General features: G+C 58.9%; 12 protein-coding genes. All 12 read left to right on the forward strand.

Annotated features, from left to right (window positions below; genetic code table 11):
- Positions 1-13: 13 nt before the first annotated feature.
- The 12 genes from gp17 to E2K99_RS10500 all read left to right on the forward strand — a co-directional run bounded on the left by gp17 (position 14) and on the right by E2K99_RS10500 (position 12,004).
- Complete coding sequence (gene gp17 / locus E2K99_RS10445) at positions 14-337, forward strand: tail completion protein gp17 (protein WP_166675058.1); 324 nt, start codon at positions 14-16, stop codon at positions 335-337.
- Between the two features lie 59 nt (positions 338-396).
- Positions 397-1,050: a phage tail protein gene (locus tag E2K99_RS10450; RefSeq protein WP_134222175.1), complete on the forward strand. Its 654-nt coding sequence runs from the start codon at positions 397-399 to the stop codon at positions 1,048-1,050.
- An 8-nt stretch (positions 1,051-1,058) separates the two neighbouring features.
- Positions 1,059-1,370 carry a phage tail assembly chaperone gene (locus E2K99_RS10455; RefSeq protein ID WP_134222176.1) on the forward strand — a complete coding sequence of 104 codons (312 nt, stop codon included), beginning with the start codon at positions 1,059-1,061 and terminating at the stop codon, positions 1,368-1,370.
- A 62-nt stretch (positions 1,371-1,432) separates the two neighbouring features.
- On the forward strand, positions 1,433-1,684 hold the full coding sequence (locus E2K99_RS10460) for a DUF1799 domain-containing protein (protein ID WP_166675133.1): 252 nt from the start codon (positions 1,433-1,435) through the stop codon (positions 1,682-1,684).
- Positions 1,685-1,720: 36 nt separating this feature from the next.
- Positions 1,721-5,212, forward strand: a complete 3,492-nt coding sequence (locus E2K99_RS10465) for a phage tail tape measure protein (RefSeq protein ID WP_134222177.1) — start codon at positions 1,721-1,723, stop codon at positions 5,210-5,212.
- Positions 5,212-5,559: a phage tail protein gene (locus E2K99_RS10470; protein ID WP_134222178.1), complete on the forward strand. Its 348-nt coding sequence runs from the start codon at positions 5,212-5,214 to the stop codon at positions 5,557-5,559. The genes E2K99_RS10465 and E2K99_RS10470 overlap by 1 nt, the downstream gene beginning before the upstream one ends.
- The gene (locus E2K99_RS10475) at positions 5,556-6,248 is read left to right on the forward strand and encodes a phage minor tail protein L (RefSeq protein ID WP_134222179.1); all 693 of its coding nucleotides are present in this window, start codon (positions 5,556-5,558) and stop codon (positions 6,246-6,248) included. Before E2K99_RS10470 ends, E2K99_RS10475 begins: the two co-directional genes overlap by 4 nt.
- 1 nt (position 6,249) lies before the next feature.
- Entirely contained in the window at positions 6,250-6,990 is a 741-nt protein-coding gene (locus E2K99_RS10480; protein ID WP_134222180.1) for a C40 family peptidase, read from the forward strand.
- A gap of 31 nt (positions 6,991-7,021) precedes the next feature.
- On the forward strand, positions 7,022-7,609 hold the full coding sequence (locus E2K99_RS10485; RefSeq protein ID WP_134222181.1) for a tail assembly protein: 588 nt from the start codon (positions 7,022-7,024) through the stop codon (positions 7,607-7,609).
- Positions 7,606-10,776, forward strand: coding sequence for a TipJ family phage tail tip protein (locus E2K99_RS10490; protein ID WP_134222182.1), 3,171 nt, complete (start codon positions 7,606-7,608; stop codon positions 10,774-10,776). Before E2K99_RS10485 ends, E2K99_RS10490 begins: the two co-directional genes overlap by 4 nt.
- A gap of 7 nt (positions 10,777-10,783) precedes the next feature.
- On the forward strand, positions 10,784-11,545 hold the full coding sequence (locus E2K99_RS25500; RefSeq protein ID WP_166675013.1) for a hypothetical protein: 762 nt from the start codon (positions 10,784-10,786) through the stop codon (positions 11,543-11,545).
- 12 nt (positions 11,546-11,557) lie between these two features.
- Positions 11,558-12,004, forward strand: a complete 447-nt coding sequence (locus E2K99_RS10500) for a tail fiber assembly protein (RefSeq protein ID WP_134222183.1) — start codon at positions 11,558-11,560, stop codon at positions 12,002-12,004.
- The last annotated feature ends 26 nt before the right edge of the window (positions 12,005-12,030 follow it).

The raw sequence follows: 12,030 nt of genomic DNA on the forward strand, positions 1-12,030 counted from the left end.
AGAAAAATTAGCAATGGATCTGCTCAACGAATTGGTCGCGGGTCGCGTTTATTTTGATCATGCTCCGGATCAAGTGGGGGTCCCCTACATAGTCTTGCTCCAAGTTGGCGGGGAGCCGGTTGAATTCTTAGACGGTCCGTCGGACATGGATCTAATCCGATTGCAAATCGACATTTATTCAGAGACACGAACCTCTGCCAATGAGCTGATGTCGCAGGCGCGCATACGCTTGCGGACGCTGCAAGCTTCCGCTATCGGTGCTCCGGTCAGCTTCTACGAGAGCGCAGTAGGTCTCTATCGTCGCCGTTGCGACTTTCGCATTCTGGCGCCGGCTTAGGTACAAATATTCCTTATTAACAGGCCCCAATGGGGCCATTTTTTTTGAAAGGGCACATCATGGCCTACAACTTGCCGGACGGCTCCAAGCTTTCCATCGCCGCCACCCTTGCTGCGGCGGTGAACACGACTGCGCTTTCCAATGCTGCGGAAGCGGTCGCCGCAGTCGCTGCAGGTGCCGCACTAGCAGCGGGTGATATCGTTGTGGTTAACGCTCCGGGCTGGTTGAAGCTCGACCGGCGCGTTGCGCGTATCAAGAACTTCAACGCTGGCGCCGTGACGCTGGAAGGGATCGATACCTCCAATACCGACAAATTCCCTGCTGGGAGTGGCGTCGGCAGCCTCCAAAAGGTGCTGACCTGGCAGCAGATCCCGCAGGTGACTGCGTTCGAATCGTCGGGCGGTGATCAGAACTTCGCCACCGTCGAGTTCCTGGACGACGACCAGCAGCGTCAGGTACCCACGACCAAGTCGCCTCAGACCCTCTCGATCACGGCAGCGGACGACCCGACCTCGCCCCATGGCGACGTCCTGTCGGCCGCTGATGAAGCCCGCGCTATTCGCCCGCTGCAACTGGCCTTGCCCAGCGGCCCGAAGATCTTCTACAACGGCTACGTGTCTTACAACGCGACCCCGACCCTGACCAAGGGAAACATCATGACCACCAAGGCATCCCTGGCCCTGGTGTCGCGTCCTACCCGCTACCAGACCTAAGGTGATGCATGCTCAAACTGCAACCTAATCCGACGTTCATCCTGCCAGTGGATGTTCCGGTGGCTGGCGAACCCCAGCCGACCAAAATCAAGGTGACCGCCCGCTATCACAAGCCCGACGAATTGAAGGCGCTGCTGGATGAGAATCCAAAGATGACCATCGAAGAATTCGTGCAGACCAACGTCGTCGGCTGGGATGGTGTCGAGGGTGCTTTCAGCGAAGACGGACTGCGCGAGCTGCTGCGCAGCTACCACGGTCTGGCTTTGGTGATTCACAAGGCCTATTTCAACGAAGTGTATAAGGCCGCCCAGGGAAACTGATCGCCGCTGCGGAGTTCCTATATACCCCGGAGCCGGACGCTGCGCAGCTCGCAGCCCTCGGGCTGACTCCGGAGGATCTCGGCGACAAGTCTTCTTTTGATGTCTTTCCCGAGAACTACACGTCGGTCGAGGTCTTCAACGCGATGCGCACGCAGTGGCGCACAGATATGGGGGTGCCGGTTGGACTGGACTACGCGGTGCTCCCTTCTGTCATGCGCCTGTTTGGTGTTCCTGCTGTGCATCGCAGGCGGGTGTTTGACGACGTGAGGGCAATGGAACACGCAGCGATTTGCTTGATGCGTGAACAGCAATAGCCGCCCTCGGGCGGCGCTTCTTCAGGGCAGTGCGATATGGCTAAATCTGGTGCGGGTGATCTGGCCGGCAGTGTAACGGTCGGCCTGACGGCCGAAATGGATCAGTTCAAAGCTGACATGCGGGAGGCTGGCCAGGCCGTCCGTGAAGTGCAAACCGAGGCGAGCTCGGCAGCAGCGAAGATTGTGCCGGCGTTGAATCAGATCTCGGCGGCCGGTACGTCGGGCGCAACGGCATTGAGCTCGGCGCAGCAGCGCTACCTGGAGGGGCTGCAGCGCCAGGTAGCTGCAGCGCAGGGTGGTAAGGTCGCCTCGTTGGAACTCCGGGCGGCGCAGCTCGGCGTATCGGAGGCCGCAGCGCCCTTGCTGGCGACATTCCGCCAGCTGGAGGCTACGCAGCGTAAAAATGCGGAGGCGGCCAATGCCGCATCGGTCGCGGTCAAGGCTCAGGCCGAAAGCGAAGAGGACGCTGCATCCCGTATCAGGGCCTCGGTGGCTGCGTCCCTGGAGAAGACCGCCGCCCTCAATAAGGAAATCGAAGCATCGCGCGCTGCTGCAGCAGCAGCTCGGGAGGCCGGCGGCCGCAATGCTCCAGCCGGTACCGACCGGATCGATGCATCTCTGCAGAATCGCGCCCTGCAGGAGACGGCTGACCGGGTCGCAGAGGTGAATCGGGCGCTCGGGTCTATCGGTCGTGGCGCGAGCAGCCAGAAGGAACTGCAGGCCCAGACGGATAAGCTAGTAAGCCTTTGGGGCCAAGGTCGGATCTCGGCCGAGCAGTACGCTTCAGCGGTCAAGCAGCTTGACGTGAGCGAAGCGCAGCTAAACAAGACCAGTGCCGAGGCTACGGCAAAGGCTGACGCGTTCATCGCGCGCCTGAGGGATCAGGCGGCTACTGCTGGCAAGAGCGCGAAGGAGCTCTTGGAGTATCGGGCTGCGCAGCTTGGAGTGACCAGCCAGGCAACGCCGTTGATTGAGCAGATCGAGAAGGCCGAAAAGGGCATGCACGGTTTCAGCCTCGCTACTAGCGGGAGCCGCCGTGAGCTGGGCGTCCTGGCGCGTGAAATTGCCAGCGGCAACTTCAGCGGCGCCAGCCGCTCGTTCTCGATCTTCGCGGAGCAATCCGGCCTGATGCCGACCCTGTTGTCGCCGGCAACGCTGGCGATTGGGGGCCTGGTTGCCGCTGTCGGTGGCCTGGCGGTTGCTTACCTGCAGGGGCATGCCGAAGAAAAGAAGTTCGCAGACGCACTCGTGGTGACTGGAAATGCTGCCGGCACCACTGCAGCTAGCTTGCACGACATGTCTGTGCAGGCCGCTGGAACGCTCGGAAGCTTGTCTGCGGCAAAAGAGGTGGTCCTGGAGCTGGCGAATAGCGGAAAGTACTCGGCCGAGCAGATTGGCATGATCGCTACCGTGGCAGTGGACATGCAGACGGCGACGGGCCGCGCAGTGAAAGACACGGTGCGCGAGTTTGAAGAGCTGGCCCGCTCGCCCGTCGACGCCAGCGCGAAGTTGAACGAGCAGTACCACTACCTCACGCAGTCGGTGTATGACCAGATCGCGGCATTGCAGCGGCAAGGCGACACTCAAGCAGCCATTGACCTAGCTGAACGCACTTATGCTGATGCGATGGGGGCGCGTGCGCGATCAATTAATGAGCACATCGGTACCATCGAGAGCGCGTGGAAGCGGGCCAAGAATGCAGTGATGAGCTTCTGGGACACCGTGATGAACAACGGTCGTACCGACATGCTTGAGCACGACATCGCAGAGTACGAGAAGCGCATGGCCACACCGATGATCAAGTCGGATCGTGATGTGCTGCAGGCCCGCGTCGACGGGATGAAGAAGCAGCTCGCTGCGGAAAAGGAACTTGCGGCGCAACGTGAGGAGGCTACCAAGAGCGAGGGCGCTTCGATCCAGGCCGCTCGGGCTATTGATCAGCTGACCGAGTCGGTCGACAAGAATATCCGTAAGCGGAACGAACTGGCGAAGCTGTCGCAGAATTTCACGGCCATGATGCGGGAGGCCAACCGCACTGGTGCTGCCAACGACCGTCTCGATGGGGTGGTTTTCAGTGAGTCAGGCAATCCGTTGTCGGGCGGCTTGTATGCGAAGCTGCAAAAGGACATCGAGGACAAGTACAAGGAAAAGGCGCCATCTGGCGCCGACAACGCCCTCAGCGCGCAAATCAAGGCCATCCAGGGTCAGATGCAGGAGGCAGAGCGGAGCCTGCGTGCCACGCTGCAGAACAACAAGGCCTCCTATGATGTCGGCCTGGTCAACACGCAGGAATATCTGCGGGCCGACTATGAAGCCCGGCGTGCCGCGCTGGATAAAGAGATGGCGCTGGCGCAGCAGCAGGAGGCAATCGCCGGTCGAAAGAAGAACCTGAGCGCGCTGGAGGAGGCAAAGAATCAGCAGCGCAAGATCCGCGATGAGCAGCTGCAGAATGAACAAAAGTTCGTCAACGACACGCGATCTCTGGAAGAAAAGAATGCTCGTGACGTCCAAGCTTACGTCGAGTCCCTCAACGCGTCGTACAACACGCGGGCAGCTGCTATTCGCAATCTGGTCGATGGTGCCGGCCTGGGTGATGCTGCCCGTGATGAGCTCAATCGTCTCAACCAGGTGCAGCAGGAGTTTGATCGGGCGGCCGAGGCCTTGCGTAAGTCTCGGGAGAAGGGCGAAGCACACGGTGGACTTAGCCAGTCGCAGTATGACCAGGAGCTGGTCGCGCTGCAGTCAAATCTGGAGGCGCGATTGCAGCTGGAGCGCGACTATTCCGAACAGACCAAGAAGGTCCAGCAGGATGGCTGGGTCGGTGCAAGTCGCTTCATGCAGAACTACGCCAACCAGGCAGCAAACGTCGCGGGACAGGTGGAGAGCCTTTTCGGATCTGCTGCGCGCGGGATGGAGGATGCCTTCGCGAATTTTGCCACCAGCGGCAAGTTGAGCTTCAGCGACTTGGCCAAGTCCGTTATAGCGGACATCGCGCGTATGCAAGCACGGGCGGCTATCTCCGGTCTGTTCAATATGGCGATCTCTGCGGCCGCCTCGGCCTTCGGGCCAAGTTCCTCGGGCGCAGCCTCGGCATCGAGCACCGCTGACTACTGGCAATCCACCGCTGGTGGCAGTTTGGGCTTCAAGGCGAACGCGTTGGGCGGAGTCTATGAGTCTCCTTCGCTGAGTGCATACAGCGGCCAGGTCGTCTCGCGCCCGACTCTCTTTGCCTTTGCGAAGGGGGCGGGGCTGATGGGTGAGGCGGGGCCGGAGGGCATCTTCCCATTGAAGCGCGGACCGAATGGTGCACTTGGCGTGCAGGCCTACGGCGCCGGCGCCCCGATTTCGGTGGCCACTACTGTCAACTTCTATGGTGATGGTTCCAGCGATAGTTCGACCAAGTCCCAGAGTGATGCCTCGGCCAAGGAACTCGGGGAGCTGGTGAACCAGCTTATCAGCCAGCGCTTCATGGCCGAGCAGCGGCAGAACGGTGTGATCTGGAAAATTCGTAACGGAGTACCAAGCTGATGACGATTGAAACCTTCACCTGGCAGCAATCCGGGGCTCGAACTCGGCAGGCAAAGTTCAGTTTGCTTACGGTCGGCTTCGGAGATGGTTACGAGCAGGTAGGTGCGGCTGGCTTAAATCCTGTCCAGGACACATGGACGATCAGCGTATCCGGCCCGGAAGATCTGGTCGCAGAGGTGGAAGATTTTCTGGATCGAAACGGAGGTGCCGCCAAGGCCTTTTACTGGAATGCCCCTCGTAAGGGTCGCGTTCTGGTTCGTGTGACCGAAGGTGGCTACTCCACCGCTGATGCTGGCGGTGGAGTGTCTACAGTGACGGTGACATTCAAGAAGGCAAACACGCCATGAGTATCCGCAGTGATGTACAGAAACTGGAGCTGGGTGCGGTGGTGGAGCTATTCGAGCTGGACGCGACAGCGATCAGCGGCGATTTCTTGCGGTTCCATGGGTACGCCCAGGATGGGTCGATCTGGTGGCAGGGGAACGAATACTCGGCCTGGCCCATCAAGGCGGAAGGCTTCGCAAAGACCAGTGACGGCCAGCCACCGACGCCCAAGCTGACGGTGGCCAATATCGACGGGTCCATCGGTGCCGCCTGCCTCTATCTGGACGATTTCGTAGGCGCCAAGCTCACCAGGCGCACCACGCTCGGGAAATACCTCGATGCTCGGAACTTCCCGGATGGGAATCCCGATGCGGATCCGGACGAAGAATTCCCCTCGGAGATCTGGTACGTCGAGCAGAAGACCTCCGAAACCAATGAGGTGATCGAGTTTGAGCTTTCCAGTCCGTTGGACTTCGATGGCCTGCAGCTACCTGCTCGGAGGATCATTGCCAACCTCTGTGCCTGGGAATATCGCAGTGCTGAGTGCGGCTGGACTGGCGTTGCGTTCTTCAATTCGAAGGATCAGCCGGTGGCGGATGCGAACCTCGACCGCTGCGGAAAGCGTCTTTCCTCTTGCCGCTGTCGATTTGGTGACTACTCGGAACTGCCGTATGGCGGGTTTCCGGCCGCTGACATCATACGAGCAAACTGATATGAATCCTGAAATCGAAACTGCGATCCGCGCGCACGCGGTCGCAGAATATCCACGCGAGTGCTGCGGCCTGGTCATCAATGAAGGAGGGCGCGAGGTATATCTCCGCTGTCGTAACGTGGCCGCTGGCGGGCGTCAGGGAGACCACTTCGTTATGGCCAAGGCCGATTACTTCGCTGCGGCGGATCGAGGCGAGCTGCTCGCCCTGGTGCATTCCCATCCGGACATGCCGGCGCGGCCGACGCAGGCCGACCGGGTCAGTTGTGAGGCATCGGGTATCACTTGGTTCATCGTGCGCGTCGATGGAGCTGATGGGGTTGTGGAGGCGGGTGAGATTGAGAGACTTTCGCCGTCGGGCTACAGGGCGCCGTTGGAAGGCCGCGAGTTCTACCATGGTGTTCTCGACTGCTATGCGCTTCTTCGGGATTGGTTTGAACAGGAGCGCGGCGTCATTCTGCCCGATTTTGTCCGCCGCGATAACTGGTGGGGTGACGGGAGTGGTGACGATCTCTACATGAAACATTTCCGCTCGGCTGGATTCGAGCCCGTCGAGTTGGAAGATCTCCGAGTGGGTGACTGCTTCTTGATGCAGGTACGTGCCAAGGTCGTGAACCACGCAGCGGTGTACGTTGGCGATGGCAAGATCCTGCATCACCTCTATGGCAGACCATCCAGACACGATATTTATGGGGGCTACTGGCGGGAAGTCACGCGTCTGGTAGTTCGTTACCGAGGAATCTAGCCGGCACAAGCCGGCTTTTTTTTGGTCTCACATGAACGAAAGCTTAAAGACAATCCGGCTTTACGGCGCCTTGGGCAGCAGATTTGGTCGTGTTCATCACCTGGCTGTGTCGAGCGCCCGCGAGGCCGTCAAGGCCCTGTGCGTTCTGCTCCCTGGATTCGAGCGTGAGCTGATGACTGCCCACACCCGAGGCGTCGTCTATTCGGTATTTCTTGGTAAATCCAATATTTCTGCGGAGCAGTTGGCCTACCCCGTTGGCAGCGATGACATTCGTATAGCGCCGATCCTGCAAGGCAGCAAGCAAGCGGGTGCGTTGCAGACCATTGTCGGGGCAATCATTGTGATCGTGGGTGCAGTCGTCAACTACTTCTTCCCTGGATCTGGCGTGCCCATCATGCAATTTGGCCTGGCCATGATGGCAGGCGGTGTCGTGCAGATGTTGGTGCCGCAGAAAGGCGGAACTTCCACGCAGGACCAGGCCGACAACACGGCCAGTTACAACTTCAACGGCGCGGTGAACACAAGCGCCCAGGGGAATCCAGTTCCGCTGGGCTACGGGACGATGATGGTTGGATCTGCTGTTATCTCGGCCGGGATTTTTGCGGAGGATCAGGCATGAGAGGTCTCATCGGATTTGGTGGCGGTGGAAAAGGTGGGGACGAAGGGCATGCGGCCGTCGAGGCGCCAGATAGCCTCAAGAGCATTTCGTATGCCAAGGTAGTAGACCTGATCTCCGAGGGCCCAATCGTCGGGTTGGTGGCCGGTGCTCAGTCGATCTATCTTAACGAAACGCCGCTACAGAACGCGGATGGATCCTACAATTTCTCGGGCTTCCAATGGGAGTTCAGACCCGGAACTCAAGATCAGTCCTACATTCCTGGTTTTCCGGAGGTTGCCAACGAGCTTGCGGCTTCCAGTGAGTTGCGCTCCGATACACCCTGGACTCGCGGGATCACCAACCTGCAATTGTCGGGTCTGCGGGTTCGCTTATCGGTCTCGGGGCTCAGCCAGACCGACAACTCGAACGGCGACGTCAAGGGATACAGGATCGAATATGTGATCGAGCTATCGACCGACGGTGGTCCGTTCCAGGTCGTGGTGAGTTCAGCTTTCGATGGGAAGACTACAAGCAAGTACAGCCGCAGCCATCGATTCAATCTGCCGCGGGCGATAGTATCCGGCTGGCGCGTGCGGGTGCGTCGCCTTACTCCGAACGCCAATAGCGCGCGCATCGTCGATATCACAATGATCGAGTCGTACACCGAGTTGATCGATGCGAAGTTGCGGTATCCGATGTCGGCGTTGATGGCATTGATGGTGGACGCCTCGCAGTTCCAGAGCGTCCCCTCGCGGTCATACCTGATGAAACTGCGGATCATCCAGGTGCCGTCGAACTACGATCCGGATACTCGGGCCTACTCAGGGATCTGGGACGGTACGTTCAAGCCGGCCTGGACCGATAATCCTGTTTGGATCTACTACGACCTGGTGCTGCACAAGCGCTACGGCGCAGGCAAGCGGGTCGATGCTTCACAGATCGACAAGTGGGAGTTGTATCGCATTGCGCGATACTGCGACGAGCTTGTGCCTGATGGGAAGGGTGGCTATGAGCCGCGTTTCGCCTGTAACGTCTACCTGCAGAAGGAAGCTGCGGGATATCGGGTGCTGCAAGATCTTGCGTCGATTTTCCGTGGCATCGTGTATTGGGGTGGCGGCAAGATGATGACCTCTGCCGATATGCCCGGCGAGCCCATGTATGTGTACACTGCTGCCAACGTGATCGACGGCAAATTCACACGAGTGGGGAGCAGTCGTCGTACGCGCTACACCACGGCGCTGGTGAGCTGGAATGATCCGGCGGACTTCTATCGCGCGAAAAATGAGTACGTCGAAGATTCCATTGGCATCGAGCGTTATGGCTACCGTCCATTGGAGCTGACTGCATTTGGCTGCACCTCACAAGGACAAGCTCAGAGGGCGGGGCGGTGGGCGCTCGCCACCTCTCGTCTGGAGACTGAGACCATCACCTTCCAGGTGGGCATGGAAGGGGCGATCGCTGCGCCTGGCCAGATTGTCCGGGTCGCCGACCCCAAGAAGATGGGGCGCCGTAACGGCGGCCGTATCCGAGCGGTCAATGGGCGCACGATCACGTTGGACAAGGCGCCGACCGTGTCGGCCGGCGATACGTTCACGGTCATTCTGCCGACGGCTATATCAGAAGACCGCTTGGTGGAGTCGGTGGATGGGGATGACGTGACCGTCACACAAGCATTCTCGGTTGCACCGGAGCCGCAGTCCATATGGTATGTCGGCAGTGTTGACCTGGTTGCGCCGACCTACAAAGTGATGTCGGTGACGCAGAAGGAAGGCCTCATTTTCGAGATCACTGCCCTTCAGCACGAGCCGGGGAAATTTGGCTATGTGGAGCAGGGTACGGTGATTGGCGACCGACCCACAAGCGTGGTGCCAATGCGGTACCAACCTCCACCGGCCAACGTCAGATTGTCGAGCTATACCGCTTCGATAAATGGCGCCCTCGTGACAACGCTTGTGATCGCATGGGATGCCGCGCTTCGGGCAAGTCAGTATCAGGTCGAGTGGCGGCGGGATAACGGCGACTGGACGTCGTTGCCGCGTACTGGTTCGCTCAACATCGAGGTGCCAGGAATCTATGGTGGGGCCTATGAGGCGAGAGTCCGTGCCATTAACAGCATCGAGATCGCGTCAATCCAGGTGAGCAGTGCCGTAGTGCCCTTTGCGGGGAATCAGGGGGCACCACCTGATGTTCCTTGGTTCTCGATCAATGGCGATGTCCTCTCGTGGGGGGCTGTTCCTGATGCAGAGTTGGCTGGCTATCGCCTGCGATACCACTACGGCTCGAATCGCAGCTGGGGTGATGCCAGCGAACTCGTCAGCGGCGTGGTGCAGAGCAGTCCTTATCAGATCCTCTCGCGACCGCAAGGGGCGCTGACACTCATGGTGAAAGCCGAGAACAAGGCCGGACTGCAGTCCAATGCGCCTACCTACATCATGACCGAGATGGGGGACGCCTTGGTGGCCAACGTGGTGGAGGAGTTCGATTTCCATGGCGATGGGTATCCGGGGCAGGTTTCCGGCGCCATCGTTGTTGATGGCGATCTGCGGGCCGAAGGAACTCAGTCCTTCTGGGGAAATGACCTGGCGGACTATTGGCCGCTGGACGACGGTCGCCAGTTCTTTACCGATAACTACAAGCGCATGGTGTACGAGACACCGATCTTCACACCCTCGGTGGTCGCGGCCGGATTGACAATGACATTGGATGTCGACTTCCAGGGTGGTGTGCGGGTGATTGAGTATCGCTCTGGAGGTGGAGATCCTTACTTTGGGTCTGATGCCAATCCTTTCTTCGGCGCAGACGATACGGAGTTCTTCACACCATTGCCAGGCTATCAGCCGTGGCCAGGTTCGCTATCGGCCCAGTTGATCCAGTATCAACTTCGCTTCACGGTAGATACCGGGCCAGATCAGGGCGTGATCAGCGCATGCAAGGCAGTCATCGATGTTCCGGACATCGATGAGTCATTCGATGACATTGCGGTTCCAGCAGCTGGGGTACGTCTGCCGATCACCAAACAATACTTGGTCATAAAGAACGTTCAGCTTACGTTGCAGGCGGATGGCGGCTCTGCGCTGACAGCGCGATATGTCGACAAAAATCCTAGGCTTGGCCCGATGGTGATGTGTTTCAACAGTGCCGGCGTCGCGGTGAGTGGTTCGCTCGACGCTCGGATTCAAGGATATTGAGGAAAATATGCTACTTCCCAGCAAAGATTTATTGAATGGAGCCAAGACGCCGGCAACGACTACCGCTGAAATGCGGGTCGCTCTCGGTCAGTTACGCGACTATCTCGCTGATCTGATTGGAGAGGATAGTGACGACAAGGTCGGTGCGCGCGCCAAGCTCGGCGTGATCAACACCATTTTGCCTCCTGGTATGAGAGGAGAGTTTTATGCGAATGCGGCACCAACAGGATGGTTGAAGGCGAACGGGGCCGTCATTCAAGTGGGGTTATATGGTTCTCTGGCGACCGCTATTTACTGCGGTGATGCACTGAATGCCACGGCGCTATGGGGCTATCGATGCACTAATCCTGCGAATCCCTCTGGCAGTCGTAGTACCGTAGGCGCATATATTGTTCTGCCAGATGCACGGGGTGAATATTCACGTGGCTGGGATGATGGGCGTGGCGTTGATTCTGGGCGTTCACTGTGGGGTTGGCAGGATGGGCAACTGGTCTCACACAATCACGGCGTCAACGATCCAACCCACTCTCACGGAGTATCCGATTCCGGGCACGCGCACTCGATCCCGTACGGCGTGATGACCAACGGCAGCGCGGCGGTTTTGCAGGATAGTGGCGCATGGTCTGGACCTATTGTCGGGGCTATCACGAGCCGGGAGACGACAGGTATCGGTATTTTCGGATCTGGAACTGGCATCAGCATTCAAGCGTCTGGAGGCGCTGAGAATAGGGTAAGAAACCTGGCGGCGCTTGTTTGCATTAAATACTAAAAGAGGCGATTCATGCAGATTTACAACTTTCAACCCAAGACCTTCATGCTTCTTGGCATCGGGAATGCTGATGAAGATCCTTTGAGCCCTGGGAATTGGCTGCTGCCCGCTTTTTCCACGGAAATCGCCCCGCCCGATGTGCCCGACGGTCAGCGGGCAATTTTCAGTATCGACGATCAGGTGTGGCGCTTAGAGCCCATTCCCGAGGCAGAGCCCGAGCAGACGCCAGCCATCGGGGATTCTACGCCGGCTGAGTTGGCTGACACTTTTAGTGCCATGCGCGACCAGTTGCTACAGAAGGCAGGCCTTCGCATTGCGCCGCTGCAGGATGCTGTTGATCTTGGGGATGCGACGGCGGAGGAGCAAGCCAAGCTGGTCGCCTGGAAGCAGTATCGCGTAGCAGTGAACCGGCTGGACATCACAGTGAACCAGCCGGCGTGGCCAGCACTTCCTGCCTAAAAACAAAGCTGCCAATTCAGCCCGCC

Origin of the sequence: Herbaspirillum huttiense (assembly GCF_004367745.1) — a bacterium.
GTDB classification, from domain to species: Bacteria; Pseudomonadota; Gammaproteobacteria; order Burkholderiales; family Burkholderiaceae_D; genus Herbaspirillum; species Herbaspirillum huttiense.

What these genes read in the sequence shown, in the direction of transcription:
- gp17 (WP_166675058.1), top strand. Translation starts at nt 14, where the DNA reads ATGGATCTGCTCAACGAATTGGTCGCGGGTCGCGTTTATTTTGATCAT.
- E2K99_RS10450 (WP_134222175.1), top strand. Translation starts at nt 397, where the DNA reads ATGGCCTACAACTTGCCGGACGGCTCCAAGCTTTCCATCGCCGCCACC.
- E2K99_RS10455 (WP_134222176.1), top strand. Translation starts at nt 1,059, where the DNA reads ATGCTCAAACTGCAACCTAATCCGACGTTCATCCTGCCAGTGGATGTT.
- E2K99_RS10465 (WP_134222177.1), top strand. Translation starts at nt 1,721, where the DNA reads ATGGCTAAATCTGGTGCGGGTGATCTGGCCGGCAGTGTAACGGTCGGC.
- E2K99_RS10470 (WP_134222178.1), top strand. Translation starts at nt 5,212, where the DNA reads ATGACGATTGAAACCTTCACCTGGCAGCAATCCGGGGCTCGAACTCGG.
- E2K99_RS10475 (WP_134222179.1), top strand. Translation starts at nt 5,556, where the DNA reads ATGAGTATCCGCAGTGATGTACAGAAACTGGAGCTGGGTGCGGTGGTG.
- E2K99_RS10480 (WP_134222180.1), top strand. Translation starts at nt 6,250, where the DNA reads ATGAATCCTGAAATCGAAACTGCGATCCGCGCGCACGCGGTCGCAGAA.
- E2K99_RS10485 (WP_134222181.1), top strand. Translation starts at nt 7,022, where the DNA reads ATGAACGAAAGCTTAAAGACAATCCGGCTTTACGGCGCCTTGGGCAGC.
- E2K99_RS10490 (WP_134222182.1), top strand. Translation starts at nt 7,606, where the DNA reads ATGAGAGGTCTCATCGGATTTGGTGGCGGTGGAAAAGGTGGGGACGAA.
- E2K99_RS25500 (WP_166675013.1), top strand. Translation starts at nt 10,784, where the DNA reads ATGCTACTTCCCAGCAAAGATTTATTGAATGGAGCCAAGACGCCGGCA.
- E2K99_RS10500 (WP_134222183.1), top strand. Translation starts at nt 11,558, where the DNA reads ATGCAGATTTACAACTTTCAACCCAAGACCTTCATGCTTCTTGGCATC.